This window comes from Pseudomonas putida, assembly GCF_028682455.1.
GTDB classification, from domain to species: domain Bacteria; phylum Pseudomonadota; class Gammaproteobacteria; order Pseudomonadales; family Pseudomonadaceae; genus Aquipseudomonas; species Aquipseudomonas putida_AA.
On the sequence record NZ_JANHLD010000001.1, the window covers coordinates 1,625,371 to 1,643,978 of the forward strand.

General features: G+C 54.9%; 10 protein-coding genes and 1 pseudogene. 10 read left to right on the top strand and 1 reads right to left on the bottom strand.

Annotation, left to right across the window (positions count from 1 at the left end):
- Positions 1-53 precede the first annotated feature (53 nt).
- The 10 genes and pseudogenes from NPS58_RS08000 to NPS58_RS08045 form a co-directional block, all read left to right on the top strand.
- Positions 54-446, top strand: a pseudogene (locus NPS58_RS08000) (integrase domain-containing protein); the annotation flags it as partial.
- A 193-nt stretch (positions 447-639) separates the two neighbouring features.
- Positions 640-5,619 (top strand): AAA domain-containing protein, encoded by a 4,980-nt coding sequence (locus tag NPS58_RS08005; RefSeq protein WP_274114921.1) that lies wholly within the window; start codon positions 640-642, stop codon positions 5,617-5,619.
- Positions 5,616-7,067, top strand: a complete 1,452-nt coding sequence (locus tag NPS58_RS08010; protein WP_274114922.1) for a hypothetical protein — start codon at positions 5,616-5,618, stop codon at positions 7,065-7,067. Before NPS58_RS08005 ends, NPS58_RS08010 begins: the two co-directional genes overlap by 4 nt.
- Positions 7,068-7,993: 926 nt before the next feature.
- A complete protein-coding gene (locus NPS58_RS08015; protein WP_274114923.1) occupies positions 7,994-8,512 on the top strand; it encodes an Hcp family type VI secretion system effector in 519 nt (172 codons plus the stop codon).
- Between the two features lie 154 nt (positions 8,513-8,666).
- Complete coding sequence (tssI, locus tag NPS58_RS08020) at positions 8,667-10,736, top strand: type VI secretion system tip protein VgrG (RefSeq protein ID WP_274114924.1); 2,070 nt, start codon at positions 8,667-8,669, stop codon at positions 10,734-10,736.
- Positions 10,733-11,584, top strand: coding sequence for a DUF4123 domain-containing protein (locus NPS58_RS08025; RefSeq protein WP_274114925.1), 852 nt, complete (start codon positions 10,733-10,735; stop codon positions 11,582-11,584). The genes tssI and NPS58_RS08025 overlap by 4 nt, the downstream gene beginning before the upstream one ends.
- Positions 11,581-14,853 carry a toxin VasX gene (locus NPS58_RS08030; protein WP_274114926.1) on the top strand — a complete coding sequence of 1,091 codons (3,273 nt, stop codon included), beginning with the start codon at positions 11,581-11,583 and terminating at the stop codon, positions 14,851-14,853. The genes NPS58_RS08025 and NPS58_RS08030 overlap by 4 nt, the downstream gene beginning before the upstream one ends.
- Positions 14,850-15,761, top strand: a complete 912-nt coding sequence (locus NPS58_RS08035; protein ID WP_274114927.1) for a DUF6708 domain-containing protein — start codon at positions 14,850-14,852, stop codon at positions 15,759-15,761. The genes NPS58_RS08030 and NPS58_RS08035 overlap by 4 nt, the downstream gene beginning before the upstream one ends.
- Positions 15,758-16,552 carry a hypothetical protein gene (locus NPS58_RS08040; protein WP_425313030.1) on the top strand — a complete coding sequence of 265 codons (795 nt, stop codon included), beginning with the start codon at positions 15,758-15,760 and terminating at the stop codon, positions 16,550-16,552. The genes NPS58_RS08035 and NPS58_RS08040 overlap by 4 nt, the downstream gene beginning before the upstream one ends.
- A gap of 127 nt (positions 16,553-16,679) precedes the next feature.
- Complete coding sequence (locus tag NPS58_RS08045; protein ID WP_274114928.1) at positions 16,680-17,624, top strand: hypothetical protein; 945 nt, start codon at positions 16,680-16,682, stop codon at positions 17,622-17,624.
- Here NPS58_RS08045 and NPS58_RS08050 read toward each other — a convergent pair.
- A complete protein-coding gene (locus tag NPS58_RS08050; protein ID WP_274114929.1) occupies positions 17,578-18,513 on the bottom strand; it encodes a LysR family transcriptional regulator in 936 nt (311 codons plus the stop codon). The two genes, NPS58_RS08045 and NPS58_RS08050, sit on opposite strands and share 47 nt — an antisense overlap.
- Positions 18,514-18,608 lie beyond the last annotated feature (95 nt).

The following is an 18,608-nucleotide window of genomic DNA, read 5'->3' on the forward strand; positions in this document are numbered from 1 at the left end:
TTGGCGGGATGACGTGGGGCAAGGACCGGAGAAAAAGCGATGAGATGACCGACATGGCATTGGTGAGTAGACGCGATGGCCATTTTCGGCTGTGGCAGGCAATGAGTTACGCAGAATCTCAGGCGCTTAAAGGACATGTTCGGCGGTGGCCACTACGGCACTGTCAAGGCGCACTGTGATCGGTGGGAAGCATTCGTGAAGTGGTGCCGCTCCGAACAGGGGCTCGGTATCAATGATGCGCGGCAGATTGAGCGGAAGGTACTGGCCGACTATGCGGCGTATCTGGACGATGTGGTTGGGCGCGGTGACCTAGCTGTCAGCACCGCACATAACCGGTTATCCAGCGTTAACCGAATCATAGTGGTGATCCTTTGCTGAAATTGCCAAATCCTAGCGAGGCGCTGGGTATTCAGCGTAATGGAGGTCGTCACTCGGTGCCGAAGGGATTCAAAATCGGAGAAGCTCATCTGTCTCATGGGCAAGGCTTGCTGCGGTGGCTGAGCAGAGGGTCATTGCATCACAAGTCGGGCTACCAATGCTGACCTGAGTTTCCCAGCAGGCGCGCTGCATGCTGGCAATTAGGCATCAACTCAGTTTACCTTTACCGCTATCTACAGCCGAGGATGGAAAAGGGACTTCATGAAAATCATCAACCATGGCCATGGAATTCACGAGCGTGAAGTACCGGGAATCGACTACCTCAAAAACAATCTTCCAGATGACTGGGTAGCGCACACAAACCTCGACTTGTCACTCTCAAACGGGGCTAGGGAAATTGATGTCATCCTGTTTGCTTCCGACCGAATCATCCTGATCGACCTGAAGGATGGCCATGGGCGCTATGAAAGTGTCGATGGCGACTGGAGTCACAATGGTCATTCCCAAGGCCGATCCCCGGTAAAGAAAATTCTCGACAACGCTAAGCAAGTGATGATTTTGCTGAGCAGTTTTTTAGATGAGCATGCAAAACGCACCAAGTACACCAGGTTGCCCACGCCTCGCGTCGAGGGCGTAGTAGTCCTTTCCAGCAGTAATGATCTAAGTGGTATAGCTCCTACTGAGGTCGGGCATGTATTCACACTTAAGGATTTTGCATCGACTGTCTCAGACACAAGAAAGCGGCTCAAACGCTTTCCCGAAGCTCATCATAGCTTTTACAAGCGACCTCTCTCCTCGGATGAATGGAGACCAAAGCTCCAGAAGTTTTTTAATGTTAGGGACGGGCACTTCAGGGAGGGAATGCGCCGGTATGGTGGGTATGTCGCTACGGATTCGCGCAGTTGGACATACCGACACCAGGCTGGAATCTATAGCGAATTTAATGTCATTGATGATAATGCTGCCCAATCCGCTGGCCTACTTCGCCGCTGGGATTTTTCGGAAGCCGACACACGGTTTCAAACTGAAGATGGTCGACGAGAGATCGCTGGCCGTGAGCGGAGCGTCATCTCGTGGCTGAATGATCGCAGTACTGACTGTGAGGCCGCAGTTCTTCAACCTAAAGCTGAAGATATCACGCAAGGCGTTGATTACTGGGAGGTATACGAAAAGCGTCGAAAAATGAAGCGACTTTCTGAGTTCGTGACCAGCGAGCTACCAGCGCTTCGCCCCAATGAGCGTATGGAGCTTGTTCGCCAACTGCTTGCTCAAACTCAAGTGTTGCACTCCTACGAAGCAGCCCACCTGGATCTTGGTCCCCACAGTGTCTGGGTGGAACTCCCGTCTGTAGTACGGCTTTCCCACTTGATGTCTGCCCGATACCCAGAAGCCAACTCGCTTGGGAATTCGAGGTACCAATTCCTCTCAAGCGTAAAAACGCCTGAAGACATTTTAGAAGCTCCCTCGATACCCCCGCAAAAAGATGTCTATCACCTCGGGTGCTTGATGCACTTATTCCTATTCGGGGCCTATCCCGAATCAAGAGACACCGACCCGCCAGAGTGGAATCCAGACATTGACGCCGATGGCACTTACAAGCAGGTCCATGAAGTACTTGCACGCGCTTTGTCGTGGGATGCCTCAGAACGCTTCAAAAATGCTGTAGAAATGCTTGATTGCTTCAACGCCTTGTCGAGAAATCAGAACTCCGGAGTTACCGTCCTGAAGCGGCTTGACGCTTTTAAGACCGTTGGTAGCCAGATGCAACTCATAAGGCTCTATCCGTTTACTAGGGAGCTTAAGCAAGACAACTACGTTGAAATGTGGGTGTCGGATAAGGACGAGCAGAGATTAGTAGTAAAGGTTTGGAAACGCGCTACTTGGAGCGACGGTTCTTCTGATCACCCCAAAATTCTGGACTTCCTGGAAAGAGCGCGAGAGCTAGCTAGTTCCCCGCCACCTAATTGCGTGCCAATAAAAGACGCAATTTGGCTACAGGATGCGATCGTTATAATACAACTGTACTTTGATGCGCCGAACTTAAGCGAACACGCTTTAAGTTGTGCTAAAAGCGATGTAACACCTGATGCTGTCCTCGCGTTTCTCTTATCACTGGCTCGAGCAGTAATCGCGATGCATGAATCTGGCGTCGCACACGGTGACCTTAAGCCTAGCAACATTCTTGTTTCAAAAGAACCATTCGAGCCTCACTTTGTAGACTATCACGACTTCTCATGTGTCGCCGATGGCGAAATTCAGACATCTGCATACGCGCCAATGAAAGGCGGGCGCTACGAGCGCGATCGTTTCGCGGTGACTGTCATTGCTAACGAGCTTATCGAAGGATTAGATGCCCCTGCCGAAACCCTGCACCGTATTCGCCAAGCTATTGACACCTGCCGTGGCGAGGTACCGGAGAACGCGACGCTCCTTCCTTTGCAAGATGCATTGGAAGAGGTTCTAGCTCCGAAGACGCAGAATGCAGTTCGCCGGCTGACAATAGCTCTGAGTAATTTTAAGTCGCAGGAAGTCCTTTCTGACGAAGGAGTATTCGGTTACGGATTTGACAAAGGACAGTTTTATCTTCGGGGTGCTACGAAAACCATCTACTTCATGGTAAACAATAAAAAAATCACATCTGCTAAATTGGTAGAAATGCCTCACCTACTGAACGGCAGCTTATCTCGCCGACAGATAGGAACGATTGCTATTGAGGTCGAGGTTCTCGGCGAAATCACGAACTCATATGCTGACTTTCAGAGCCTTTTCGACGAGGCTCCATTTGCAGAATTGCTAAAAAGTAATACTCCTGGAGAATCCGCCGAGGTTGAAGAGCAAGATGACCAAGATCTAGATGATTCGGAGGAGCTTCTCACTCAGGCCGAAACTAACGAAGATGCGATTACTGAGTTGGTCGAGTCCGAACAACACAAATCGTTTGCGAGTGTACCTCAACTTTGGCGCACGTTAGTTGATGTTGAGAAAGACTTAACCATAGAAGCTGTAGCGTCAGGATCTAGTAGCTATAGAAAGGAAACCAAGCTTCACGCCATTCCAATTGAACTAGAGTGTGGCTCATTCGAATTCTCTCGCAATGACAAAGTATTTGTCGAGCGGATGGGGGCTCGGGGCTGGCAAAAAATCGGTATTCTTGATGTTGGCTCATCAAGTGACAAATTCATCTTAGTTGATGCTATGGGCTGGATGCCTGCAGGCGGTAGCTTAGTCGAAATTGATCAGCGGTTACGATTCCAAAGCCAGATGGAGCAAGCAAATATTGATCGGCGAAGTGCAGCTGTTACCCGTATTCTTGAACGTCGATCGGCTGTGAAAAATCTGATTGATTACTTCAATCCGGACAATAACCCCACCATCACACATGCCCCTATAGACGTCGATGTTGAGGAGGTCCGAGCACTTTACGGCTTCAATGAGAGCCAGGCGAGTGCCTTTGCTTCGATTTTCAAGGTACGGCCGCTCGGTCTTCTGCAAGGCCCCCCTGGAACAGGAAAAACCCGCTTCATCGGAGCGCTCATTCATTATGCATTGACGCGAGGTTACGTTCGCAACGTACTGCTTTCAAGCCAGTCCCATGAGGCAGTGAACAACGCTGCAGAGGCGGTTCTAAAGCTTTATCCTGCGCCACTTGAGGCACCTAGCATTATCCGTGTGGGACAAGAAGGTAACGTTTCAGATCAACTGTTGCCATTCCATGTTGCTCGGGTAGAACAGTTATACAAAGACAAGTTTCAGGCCACCGTTAAGGAGCGGCTTCTCACTGCAGCGACGGCGATTGGTATTCCAGAGCACCTCGCTAATATATTTATCCTGATTGAAATCACCGTTAGACCAGTCGTCGAGCAAATCAACACATTGGCTGAAGATACGGAACAAGAAGGAAGTTTACAGCGGATCCAAAGTCTTTTTGGGACTTTAGATAGCTTGAGCTTTAATCATGACCTCGGCATCGAGCTTCCAAATTTGGTGGACCTTCCTCTCGAGGAGTTTGAAGCCAAAATCTTCGATACTGTTGCTGATCGCTATGGGTGCTCAACGGAATTAGTAGCAAGGTTCCGCTCGATCGCCAGACTCACAAGGGACATCATCGGGAGCGTATCAACGGTCGACCGAAGTTTTGAAACCTTTCTTGCTGGCACTCGGCATATCGTCGCGGGAACCTGCGTTGGTTTAGGCAGATCCTCTTTAGGACTAACATCCACAGTCTTTGACCTTGTTGTGATCGATGAAGCCGCTCGGGCGACGGCTGGCGAACTGGCCGTACCAATGCAAGCCGGTAGTTGGGTGGTACTGGTCGGCGATCAAAAGCAACTTGAGCCAAGATACAAGGAAAATGTTGTTTCGTTGGTAGCTGATGCGACTGGATTTTCTCCAAGCGAGATCATTAAGAGCGATTTTGAGAGGGTTTTTGAATCGTCCGTTGGTCGGGAGATATCGGAGCGCATCACAACGCAATACCGTATGCTGCCTCCAATTGGCAATGTCGTATCGAATGCATTCTATGGCGGAGACCTGAGTCCAGGTCGCAATGTTCCCCAGGCGGGCTCGACAATATTCCCGGAGAGCCTGAAGCAGCCACTTACATGGGTATATACCGATGACCTTTTAGATAAGGGGCATCAAAAGCCTGAACAAGGTAAATCTAGAAAGTCACTGACCAATCCTAAAGAAATTGAACTTATCATTAGTATGATTCTTGAATGGGACAGCCATCCCCCGTTCGTTGACTGGCTCACCAATCGAGCAGATCCAGCCCCTGCAATTGGTATCATTTGCACATACGGAGCTCAGGCGAGCGCTCTGAAGCATAAGTTGCGCGTAGTTAGTCTTAGCGATGCGATGAGGTCAACGCTAAAGATTGATACGGTCGATAGCTACCAAGGGAAAGAGAACTGCATCGTCATCCTTTCTCTTGTTCGAAACAACGCCGACGGGCGACTAGTAAACGGCAAGCCGACCATTAAGCCTGGGTTTATGTCACGCCCAAATCGCATCAACGTCGCGGTCAGTCGGGCAATGGACAAGCTGGTTATTGTCGGCGCTAGAGATCGATGGCTGGAAGGCGGACCTATGGCCGAGCTGCGCAGATATTTCGATGTAGAGGAAGCACTAGGTAATGCTGTGCACGTTGAAGCAGGAAAGCTGCTGGAGGAGCAACGGGCAGCGCAAGAACCATCTTCGACTTCATCTAAAATTTCGCGCTCTAAGAAGGTGGTGTCATGAACAGAACGCTGACATTGAATCGTAACAATGCCTCTCAGGACGAAGAGCAATCGACAGAAGTAATTATCGGCGTTTATGACGCTCTTCTTCCATGTCGAAACTATAAGATCGAACATAAGATTGCCGAGGTTGGGAAGGTCTCTTTGACTACAGAATTCCTACTAAGACTTGTTCATTCTGTCGATGGAATTCCTGAAGCCGAGGTCGCGAAATTTTTCGACTTCTCACCTCAAGAGATGACCTTCCTGCTCAACGATGCGGTCAGTCTTGACTATGTCAGCAGAGAGGCTGGGCGCCTGTGGCTAACACCTGCTGGCAGAGGGCTTTTCTTGCAGAACGACGACGAACCCCAGATATTTAATGTCGAAAAGCGTACTTGGACTCACGGTTTCGATCTGGTCTCATTTGCTCCCCAAGATAAAGATAGAACCGAGCCTTTCGACAATCATCTTCATGTACTTGAAGTGGACCAGAATTTGGTTAGTAGAGGCAAGGAGCAAGTTCCTCCATCCTTCAAAAAACATTTTGCGGAAATTACGGCCAAGCAAGGCTTGCGTTCGCTGCTCAAGAGGTCCTTGTACTCGATCGACAGTGTTTCGCCGGAGGACAAATTTTCCGCAGTCGTTCCAATTATCGTAAAGGCGTCCCAACCCTCTCTGAATATTGGTGAACCTGATCTTCTTGAGTGGCGCCCGGATCATGAGCTCGATGACCGAGCACCTATTGCGGGAGCAATTGGACGGTTTGTTGAAGGCCTTCGCGTGCAGTATAACGAACATGTTATGGCCGACTACAAACTACTGCTTGAACTCGCGCCAGAATTTCTTCGCAGTTATTCAACGAAGAGTGGGCTCGCTGTCGATCGGTATCTTCGCGATGCCGTAAGTCTTAAGGATCATAAGTTTAAAATCAACAGAAAAACCGTAGCCATAGTCGGCCCTTTCTTCTCGGATAAAAATGCGGAAGTTCTTCTCGAAGCAGTGGCTCGTGCGGTTGTCTACACTCCTGCAATCTGCATTCCCGCAAAATTCTACTGGCGGGCACCTCTTAGACGCTTCTGGGGAGCAACTCGTGCACTCCCAAATATTGTGGCGAAAGTTCAATCGCTAATTGCCGACAAACTAGGAGATGAGGAAGCTCCTCCAGCGTCAGTAATTATGCTTGAAAAAAAATGGCATGGTCCTCACAGAGCCTTCACGGAAAAGCAGTACTTCGATACTGGCAGCCCCCCCAAGTCGGTGGAAATATTTTTGGTGCCAGGAGTAGCAGTTGGCGTATTGATCCATCTACCAGGCACCTCCACCTCCGGTCATGTTGTTCCTCTAGGGTTCATGAGTGTTGATCCACTTGTAATCTTCCGAACAGAGGAATATCTCAAGCAATACGGCCCTCTGGTAGTTCCCCAAGAGCGGGTAACCGAAGAAGATCTTGATCTACCAGAAGAGTAACCACTCCACGCCCAGGCAGAACCACTTGCTTGGGCCTTGCATTCCCCCAAACAGCTTGGGTCGATGTAAGCCATCCGTGAGAAGCACCTGAGTTGGACTTTGCCCCATGGCTGGCTGAACCCATTGGCATCTTCCACTAATCTGCTAGTGCTACTTTTCACAGACGTTCGCAAGCTGGAGAAAGCCTGAGGATAATTTTAGAGATAAAGAGTCCCGCCCTTAAGCATGATAGCTACCAAATTCAATGGCTTTTGTGTTGATACGATTCCTGTCTCCGCACCAGTTCAGGTTCCAACGAAGGCTACTAAAATCTCTGGAACCCCCGTAAAACCCGCCTTCTGGCGGGTTTTTTCGTTATTGAAGCCTTCCACCACCGAGGTCGCCGTCGCGTCGTTCCTCCTGATCGGATCACGTAGCCACTGGTGCGCTCCACTCTGCGTAGGCTGAAGCCTTGGACGTGACCGGGCAGGATGGTCACCGCTCTTCGACGCTGACTTCAATACAGGATGTAGGGCAACACCGTACTGAAAGGTCGGGTGTTGCACTCGGTTCAGCGGCCGTCCTCAAGAACTTTTTCTGGAGGCTGGCGAGGCTTCCTTTAAAGCGCCCTTGTAAATCCTTCGCATAAGCTCAACTGCGCAAGAAGTTGCGCAGTGAATTGTGAATAACCCTGTGGATACATTGCTGCGGCGTATATAAATCGTGCGATGCCGGTGAGTGCGCAAGAAGTTGCGCAGTACTGCGCAACTTCTTGCGCACTTTTTCGAGGATTGCGACCTCAAATTCAGTCAATTGATGCACTTCTTTGACTTATCCCATTGTTATAAAAGGACTTTGTAAAAGGTGGCATGAACCTTGAGAAGGTTAATCGGTACTTGGCCGGCAATTCGGCCGCTCAAGTCCCCTTTTCAGCAAGGAGCGTCACCATGGCTACACCTGCCTACATGTCTATTACCGGCACCAAACAAGGCCTGATCACCGCCGGGGCCTTCACCGCCGATTCGGTCGGCAACACCTACCAGGAGGGTCACGAAGACCAGGTCATGGTCCAGGGTTTCCAGCATGAAGTGATCATTCCGCGTGACCCGCAGTCCGGCCAGCCCACCGGCCAGCGCATCCACAAGCCGGTGGTCATCACCAAGGTCTTCGACAAGGCCTCGCCACTGCTGCTGGCCGCCCTGACCTCGGGCGAACGTTTGACCTCGATTGAAATCCAGTGGTACCGCACCTCGGCGGCTGGTACCCAAGAGCACTACTACACCACCAAGCTGGAAGACGCGATCATCGTCGACATCAAAGACTACATGCACAACTGCCAGGACCCGGCGAACGCCCACTTCACCCACCTGGAAGACGTGCACTTCACCTACCGCAAAATCACCTGGACCCATGAAGTGTGCGGCACTTCCGGTTCTGATGATTGGCGCACCCCGGTCGCTGGCTAAACCTGAGCGATTTCCCTCGGTCTGGCTCTGTTACGACAGAGCCAGACGCCACACGTGGCTGAGCCGTTCAGCCACGTGTGGTGATGCCCTGTGCCGGCTGTCAGTGGCGCGGGACCTAGCTTTTTTCAAGGGCTCTTTCGCCAAGGACAAGCCTATGTTCGCGCCGGCCAATACCGCGCATTTCACGCTACAGATTCCCTCGGTTCGTAACGACTTCAAGGTCCTGGGGTTTAACGGCACGGAAGCCATCAGCAAGCTGTATGCGATTGAGGTTGAGCTGGTCAGCGAAAACCCCGACTTTGATCTGGAGAGCCTGCTCAGCCAATCAGCGTTTCTCCAGTTTGGCTCGAACGGAGAAGGACTCCACGGAAACATTGAAGATGTTGGTGTCGGTGAATCTGGTAAACGCCTGACTCGTTATCACCTGACCTTGGTACCGGTTCTGCACTACCTGCAGTTCAGCTACAACCAAAGAATCTTCCAGCACCTAACCGTGCCCCAGATCATCGCTCAGGTACTCAAGGGTCACGGCATCCTGGCCGATGTGTTTGCCTTCCATGTCAGCACCAGCCCCGAGCGTGAGTACTGCACCCAATATGGTGAGTCCGACTACGAATTTATCCAAAGGCTGTGCTCTGAAGACGGTATCGCGTGGCACCACCAGCACAGTCCGGATGGTCATCGGCTGGTGTTTACCGATGATCAAACCTTTTTCCACAAACTTGGTGATACGCCCTACCAGCAACACAGCGGTATGGCTGCCGAGCACCCGGTAGTCAGCCGGTTTTCCCAGCGGTTCAGCACCCGCACCAGCACCGCGACCCGACGTGATTACGACTTGAAGCGCCCGAGCCTGCTACTGGAAAGCCAGTTCACCGCCGACTTCAGCCCCACCCTGGAGGACTTCCGCTACCCGGCCCCCATGGGTAGCTTGGCACGGGGACGGGTGCTGGCCCGCCAAGCATTGGAACGCCATCGGATCGACTACCAGTTAGCCGAAGGTCACAGTGACCAGCCGACCTTGCGCAGCGGTCACTTCTTCACCCTGACGGAACATCCGCGCAAAACTTTCAACGATTTGTGGTTGCTGCTAAGCGTGACCCATGAAGGCAAACAACCGCAGGCGCTTGAGGAAGCCATCACCAGCGACGCCAAGCCCGAAGATGCCTTCACCCAAGGCTATCGCAACCGTTTTACCGCGATTCCGTGGGATGTGTTCAATCGCCCGCCGCTGCTCATCCGCCAAGCCCGGCTGGTCAGCCAGACCGCCCGCGTGACGGGCCCCGTCGGTGAGGAGATTTTCTGCGACGAGTATGGTCGGGTGAAGGTCGAGTTTCACTGGGATCGCGCCGAGCTGGGCAGCGACAAGAGCAGTTGTTGGTTGCGAGTGTCCTCCAGTTGGGCCGGAAACAAGTTTGGCACGGTGACCATTCCGCGTATTGGCATGGAAGTGGTGGTGACCTACTTGGAAGGTGATCCCGACCAACCGTTGATCACTGGGTGCGTGCCTAACAAAGTCATGCCGGTGCCATACCCATTGCCGGCGCATAAAACTCGAACGGTCCTGCGTAGCCACAGCTCGCCGCACTCGGGCGGGTACAACGAGCTGTCGATCGAAGACCGCGCGGGGCAGGAAAGAATCTACCTGCGTGCTCAGCGTGACCTCGAGCAGGTGATCCTCAACGACGCCGATTGCAAGATCGGTAACGATCGCCGCGAACAGGTTTCTCACGACAGCCACAGCCTGATCGGCAATGACCGCTTCGAACAGGTGGATAAGGATAGCGCCAGCCTGATCAAGGGCGACGAGCTGCACACCACCCAAGGCCTGCGTAATACCACCATCGGTGGCAATGAGTTGATTTCGATCACGGGCAACAGCAGCACTACGGCAGGCGGCACCCTGGTCATTCAGGCTGGGACGCAGGCGCACGTCACTGCGAACAATGTGGTGATCAATGCCGGGATGAGCCTGACATTGCAGGCCGGCGGGCAGCATATCCTGATCAGCGCCGGGGGCATCTTCAGCAGTGTGCCCATTGTCCAGGGCGGGGCGCCGGTTGTGGGCGTGCCTGCACAACCTGCCCATTCGGCCATCCCTTTGTTCGCCGAGGCGTTGATTGCACCGTCACTGGCCGCACAAAAAACAGCGTTATTGCAAGCAGCCGAGCAAGCAGCGCCCATCTGTGCCGTGTGTCTGAAACTATCGGAGTCGAATGCATGAACCAGGCCTATCTGCTGCTGGACGCTGCCCAGATCGACAATCTAGCCAGTCGCCTGTTCGAGTTGGGCGGTGGTACGGCATTTCATTCACTGTATCAACAGACTGCCTATAGCGCTCTGGCAGAGGTTAGCCCGGTGTTGGTGCCGGTAATTCCGAACAGCCCGTTGGCCCACACGTTTACCTGCGAGTGGAGTGCGACGGCGGGTATCTGGCTGGAGTCCGAGGCCGGTGAGGCGGCTGTATTGCAACACCTGCGCAGTCTGATTCACGCCCGTGTCGAGGGCGATGTCACGGTCTTTTTCCGATACTACGACCCCCGTATCACCCACTTGTGGCTGACAGACCTGGAGCCCCGAGTGCGTGATTCGTTGATGGGGCCGATCCAGCTTATTTTGCTGCCGGAATCGATTCACCGTGGCGGGTTCATTCGTCAGGAAAACCCCGAGCAGCCCGTCGCTCAGTACGCGGACAGTCCTGGGTTATTCCTCACTCTGGAACAACTGAATCACTTGAGTGGAGCCAAGCGCGAGCGACTTGCCCAGCGGTTGATCGAACATTGCCGACAGCACTTTCCTGAGCGCTTGGAAGGATTGGACCTCGCTGCACAGCTGCAATGGGCCTCGGCCTGTCAGCGCAGCGCTGAACGACAAGGTTACGGCGCCGTCGATCAAGTCATGCGCTGGGCCAACTTTCACGCCGTGCTTGGCGATGAGTTTCCCTTCGCCGCGGAGCATGCCCTTTACCGTCAGATCCTGGCCGACAAAGCGGTTATGCCGGCGCAACGCCTGGATAACCTAACTACCGAGCTCCAGCGTCAGCAGCTCACTGAAAGAGAGTTCATTGCATGAGTGCAGAGAAACTGGAAATGGTCGATCGACTGGCTCGGGCTGACCGAGCCGCCAAGGCGATGCCACACGAAGACATCAACAGTCACATGACGCCATGCCCGGCCAGTCAGCCTGAAGTGTTCGTAGTCCCGGTGCGCTATGCACTGGCAGAAGAGAAAGCCGCCCATCCCTGCTGCGCTCCCGGTGTGGCCATCCAGAGCCATCCCGTGGCGGCGCGCCGCCTGCGGGAAGGGTTTCTTTACCTGTGGCAGGACCAAGGCCCTCTCAAGCGTTATGCCATCGCCCCGAATGGTTTGCTCAGCGAGCAAGCGCTGGAGGCCGATTCCACCGTTGTGCTGGAGGGTACCCTGGCGGGGCTGGCCCTGAAAAAAAACCACGACGCCTGGATGCTCTACAGCGAGTACCCCCTTAACCCGCAACACTGTAAGTCGTTGAACGACAGCAGTGCCCAGCGCAGCACGCGCATGCGCCACGTGGCCTTGCGCACGGTGGCCAACGAGTTGCAAGCGCCTCATTGCCCGCCGCTGGCCAACGCCGACCAGGTCATGGCCGAACTTGTCCCGGCGATCTACGCCCGGTCGATGAAGGCCGATAAACAACGCGGCAATGACGAGACGACCGCGCTGGGCGCAGCGGTGATGAACGACCCCACAACAACCAATATCAACGCCTATACCGATGCGATGCACCGCATGCGTGAGCGCGAGAAGGTCATCGCCCAGCACCCCACCGCCAGTGACGAACCTCCGGGCGAATGGAGCGCCGTGCGCTGGGAAGGCCAGAGCACTCAGGATTGGCTGGAAACCGCCAAAGCCCAGGCGAAGGGGTTGTACCCGGTCTTTGCTTGCCTGGATGATGACCTGGGGGTGCTGCGCGATATCAACCATGAGCAAGAATGGCTGGAAACGCGCCACGAACAATGGGTCGGCGAGAACAACCTGCGCCTGAGTATCGGCGGCTTTGTGCGCAGCCTGATCAGCGAAGACGGGGCCGAACTGGCGGGTACCTTCAACTACCGTTACAAGGATCGCGACATCAGCCTCACGCCCGAGCAGGGCAAGGTGATGCTCGATGCCCAGCATCGGCTGGACGAACAACTCAAGGCGGAAACTCAGGCCCGTCGTTACGGCGGCCAACCTGGCGCGGCGCAAGCGCGCGCCCGCGATGCGCGGATCGCCGCCATCGTCGCACCGGTGCGGGCCTTTATTCCGGACGATTTGTACAGTGAAGCGGAGTTCGTGGTACGCGAGTACCGCGCCGAAAAGCAAGCCAATCTCGACGACAAGTTGTTCAGTGCCAAGGTCAGTCAATACATCAACCTGGAGGCGATGAACACCTGGCTCGATACCACCGCCCCCGCGCATTTCGAGCAGGTCGAACAACGCCATCGAGCCTTGTTCGCCGACCGGCGCTTGTACCTCAAGCGCTCCAACAACGGCACCTGGTTTGTCGATTACCACGACCTGGACACCCGGCGCTGGTTGACCGAACTGGCCACCGGTTGCCTGACCGCCCAATGCATTCGGGCCCAGGGCGCCGAACAATACGCCGACCACGTGCGAAGCGCCGATGGCGGAGCACTGACGCACCTGTTCCATGCCTGGACGCCTTCGCTGGGTACCGCCGTCAGCACCACCACGCGCTTGAATGAACTGATGGCGGCGCTGGCCGCCGACAACATTTCCGCCACCCATCATGCGCTGGCGCCTCTGACGGCACCGATTCTGAATGACATCGCGTCCATGGCCCGAGACGCCCAGAGTGCATGGAGCGTGTTGGTCAACCGTCTGGCGGCTTCGTTGCTACTGCTCCAAGCCGATAGAACCTTCAGCGGTGCCTGGCTCGGCGTTTTCATTGCCGCTCGGCTGGGCAGCGACACGCGTTTGCAGGCCGTCACCGAAGGTGGGCGCCAGGTTTGGACGCTGTTGGGGCAAAAAGCCGAAGGGCTGGCTCAATGGGCCCGCAACACCGGGGAGGCCATCGGTGCCGGACGCGTGGCAGGCATCAAGAACTCCCCCTTTGTGGTCAATAGCGGTGGAGTCGTCCCCTTGGCAGCCTTGCTGCTGAATACGCTCAACGCGAATAACTACCTGAGTCAGGCTGGGGCATTGGAGGGGATGGACCGTCAGCGTGTGAACGATACGGTTTCCGCTTCGTTGTATGCTGCCGCTGCGTTGGTGGCGGTGATTGATAATCAGGTGCGGCGGGGGCTTGGAATTACCGAAATTGGTAAAGGGCAAACAATGGCCCCAACCCTCACCCTGTTTGGTGGGGTGATTGGTGGAATCTCGGCCTATGCCGCTTTCAAAGAATTGAATTCTCTTCAAATACAATTGGAAGGCGCGCAAACAAATATCGATCCATGGCTCGAGATGCGCCAAGCCGTGATTGGGGGGCAAATAGCCGCTTACGGCGCCCAAGCCATATTGGGCTTCAGTCAAACAGCGAGAGCCTTGGCGAGCATAGTGACAGTCGAAGCGGCGAACATGCGCTACTTGCTGTGGATGGGCCCGCTGAACTGGGTCATTGCCGTGCTGGGCGTGTTGTACCTGATCACCTGGTTTTTCCAGCAAACGCCACTGCAAAACTTCCTTAACTCCTGCTGCTGGTCAAAAGCGCGGGCAAGCAATCTGGAGCCCATGACGGCCCAGGCGCAGCAGGATGAGCTCAACCAACTGTACGGTCTGCTCTACACGCCGCGCGTCAGCATGGAGAGCAGATCGGTGACGGGCAGTGGCAGTGGTCCTTCCGGGCTTGCCTCGGAAAGTTCCATCAACTCCCTGAGCATCGACTTGCCAGGGGCGGAGCCTGGCACTGCCTACCTGGAACTGAGCCTGATCGGTGACCCATTGGATACTCAGGGCTTTCGCGACTTGATCAAGAATAGCCCGAACGATAACTTCCAGCCGCCTCACCCTTGGCGAGACATGGCCCCGCACTGGCTGTCCAGCAGCACCTGTTGCTGGATACCGGCCAAAGAGGGCCAAGGCTTACGTCTGAGTGGTCCCTTCAAAACAGCGTCGGGCATCCTTGGCTCGCAACCGCGCACAGTCTCCCTGCGCTTGCGCTATCGCACCCCGCTGATCGCAATGTTGGGCGCCCGCGACTTTATCGGCGGTGAGCGAGGTATTGCCTTCACCTTGACTCACGATGCGGGCGTGATTGCCTTGCGGAACGACCCTACGCCGGAACTGGATCGTGTGCGGAGTTACCCACTTGGAGAAAAAAATCCCGGCGCTATTTACCTGCAACCCAAGGGCCAAGCATGAGCACACCACCGGCAGGCACGACGAAAAAGCGGCTGTTTTCACGCAATGACTACCTCGCGCCCTTGCCCATTCCCACCGGGGCGAAACCTTGTGACGTGCTCAACACCATCTGGCGCAAGAACGAGGTGTTTCTTGATATCGGCAACTACAGTATCGGCTCGGCGGTGATGGTGATTTGGCTAGGGGTGATGTTGTTCTTGGGGTTGGCCTACATCTTCAATGATCCTGATGCGCTGATTTTGGGGGCTTGTATTATGGGCATCCCTATCTTCCTCTTAATTCAGGGGCTGTTCCGAGAGGTGCCCTTGCCAGTGCGCTTCAATCGGCAGCGCCGCGAGGTATGCGTCCCGCAAGCGGATGGCACGTATTGGGTCGTCCCCTGGGAAAGCGTGACGGCACTGGCGACGCAGCACTCGTCGGTGAGCCAGGCGGGTAGAACCACGATGGGACTGTTGATCATCGGTTTTGAGAACCCTGATCCGCAAGCCAAGGAGGAAAGCAAACATTTTTCGATGGGCTTTAACTGTGGCGGCGGTAGGACGGCCATGGCCTTGTGGGAGTGCACGCGCAGCTATATGGAAATTGGGCCGCAGGCCGTACCTGACAGTCGCGTCGGCCTTGCCCCCTACGAAGAAACGCAAATCGGCTCGATCATCACCGACCTGCGTAAAGGGCATCTGATAAGTGTTTTCTGGGGAATATTCTGCATCACGATATTGGGGACGTATCTCGCGGAGAAATTGCAGAATTTAAAACTGGCGCCCCCGCCCGACCTGACCTCTCCCGACATTATCGAATGGTCCAAACCACTGCCGCCCGAGCAGTGGGCCAAGCGTTCCCCTGAGTTAGAAGCGGCGATTCTCATGCGTGAGTCGGAACTGATCGCGCAGACGGTACAAGAGGGATGAGCACACCACCGGCAGGCACGACGAAAAAGCGGCTGTTTTCACGCAATGACTACCTGGCGCCCTTGCCCATTCCCACCGGGGCGAAACCTTGTGACGTGCTCAACACCATCTGGCGCAAGAACGAGGTGTTTCTTGATATCGGCAACTACAGTATCGGCTCGGCGGTGATGGTGATTTGGCCAGGGGTGCTGTTGTTTGCGCTTATGAGTTACATCACACCTGACCCTCTAATGTGGGGCGGAGCGTTAATCATCATGGGCATCCCTATCTTCTCCTTAATTCAGAGGCTGTTCCGAGAGGTGCCCTTGCCAGTGCGCTTCAATCGACAGCGCCGCGAGGTATGCGTCCCGCAAGCGGATGGCACGTATTGGATCGTCCCCTGGGAAAGCGTGACGGCAGTGGCGACGCAGCACTCGTCGGTGAGCCAGGCGGGTAGAACCACGATGGGACTGTTGATCATCGGTTTTGAGAACCCTGATCCGCAAGCCAAGGAGGAAAGCAAACATTATTCGATGGGCTTTAACTGTGGCGGCGGTAGGACGGCCATGGCCTTGTGGGAGTGCATGCGCAGTTATATGGAAATTGGGCCTGAGGCTGTTGAGGACGCGACTGCTCGTTTTGACAGATCGAAAGGAATCTGGGCTACCTACCTGGACGATCTCATCAAGGGCGCGAAATTGAGAGGTTGGGTGGTAACTGCTTTGTGGGAAGGCTTCTGCGGAATTTTCATTTTCAACACACTGCTAATAGATGTGCTTGAACGTTGGAAGTTGAATCCGCCCCCGACCTGACCTACCCCGACATCATCGAATGGTCCAAACCATTGCCGCCCGAGCAGTGGGCCAAGCGTTCCCCTGAGTTAGAAGCGGCGATTCTCATGCGTGAGTCGGAACTGATCGCGCAGACGGTACAAGAGGGATGAGCACACCACCGGCAGGCACGACGAAAAAGCGGCTGTTTTCACGCAATGACTACCTGGCGCCCTTGCCCATTCCCACCGGGGCAAAACCTTGTGACGTGCTCAACACCATCTGGCGCAAGAACGAGGTGTTTCTTGATATCGGCAACTACAGTATCGGCTCGGCGGTGATGGTGTTGTGGCCGACGGTGATGCTGTTTTTATTCGCAGCTTATGGATTTAGAAATATTTCACCTGACCTCAGCGAATTCGCTCTTATCGGAGGAGGAATAATCATAGGAATTCCTGCTCTAACTATAATCCAAGGCCTGTTCCGAGAAGTGCCCTTACCAGTGCGCTTCAATCGACAGCGCCGCGAGGTATGCGTCCCGCAAGCGGATGGCACGTATTGGATCGTCCCCTGGGAAAGCGTGACGGCAGCGGCGACGCAGCACTCGTCGGTGAGCCAGGCGGGTAGGACCACGATGGGACTGTTGATCATCGGTTTTGAGAACCCTGATCCGCAAGCCAAGGAGGAAACCAAGCATTATTCGATGGGCTTTAACTGTGGCGGCGGTAGGACGGCCATGGCGTTGTGGGAGTGCATGCGCAGTTATATGGAAATTGGGCCTGAGGCTGTTGAGGACGCGACTGCTCGTTTTGACAGATCGAAAGGGATCTGGGCTACCTACCTGGACGATCTCATCAAGGGCGCGAAATTGAGAGGTTGGGTGGTAACTGCTTTGTGGGAAGGCTTCTGCGGAATTTTCATTTTCAACACACTGCTAATAGATGTGCTTGAACGTTGGAAGTTGAATCCGCCACCCGACCTGACCTACCCCGACATCATCGAATGGTCCAAACCATTGCCGCCCGAGCAGTGGGCCAAGCGTTCCCCTGAGTTAGAAGCAGCGATGCTCATTCGTGAGTCGGAACTGGTCGCGCAGACGGCACAAGATGGATGAGCTGCGCTTCCAACTCACTGGCAAGAAAATCAACAAACACCCGAACTTTCTGTGACACATGCCTGTGGCTGGCGTACAGCGCATAGATCGAGCGTCGAGGCATCGATTGCCCGGGGAGTAGTTGCAGCAGTTGGCCGCTGTCGAGCAAGGGCCGGGCGATGAATGAGGGCAGGGCGCCGATGCCCAGGCCGGCCAGTAGCATTTCGCTCAGCATCAGGCTGTTGTCTACTGCCAGGCGCACCGGCAGCTCGAGGCGGCTACTGCCTTGTGGGCCTCGCAGGTGCCAGCTGCCGGGGTGTTCGGCCAGGCGATAGGCCAGGCAGCTGTGCTCGCGCAGGTCGTCGACGCTCTGTGGTGTGCCGTTGGCCTGCAGGTAAGCCGGGGCGGCGCAGATTATCTGTTCGACTTCGCCCAGCCGCCGGGCAACCAGGGTGGAGTCCGGCAAGTGGCTGCGTATCCGCAGCGAGACATCGAAGCCTTCGCTGACGACGTCAAGCAGGCGATCGTCGAGGGTGAGTTCGACCTTGAGCTGCGGATAGCGCTGCATGAACGCCACCAGAATCGGCGACAGTACCTTGAGGCCGAATGACAGCGGTGCGTTGACCCGTAAACGACCACTGGGCTCGCTGGAGCCGTCCTGGGTCGCGCGCTCCAGGGCATCCAGTTCATCGAGCAGGTGGCAGCATTCGCTGAAGTACGCCTGGCCAGCCTCGGACAGGCTCATGCGGCGAGTGGTGCGCAGCAGCAACAGGCTACCCAGGCGTTCTTCCAATTGCCGCACCTGCTTGCTCACTGCCGCTGTGGATTGACCCAGGTCGACGGCAGCCAGGCTGAAGCTGCCGCGTTCGACCACGCGGCGAAAGGTACGCATGGCCACCAATACATCCATATATTTTCTCCTGGGTTGAATATCATTCAATGAGGTGGCTGATTATCCATGAACAAACAGCTAATAACATGACTGCTCCCCCTTACAGGAGTCAT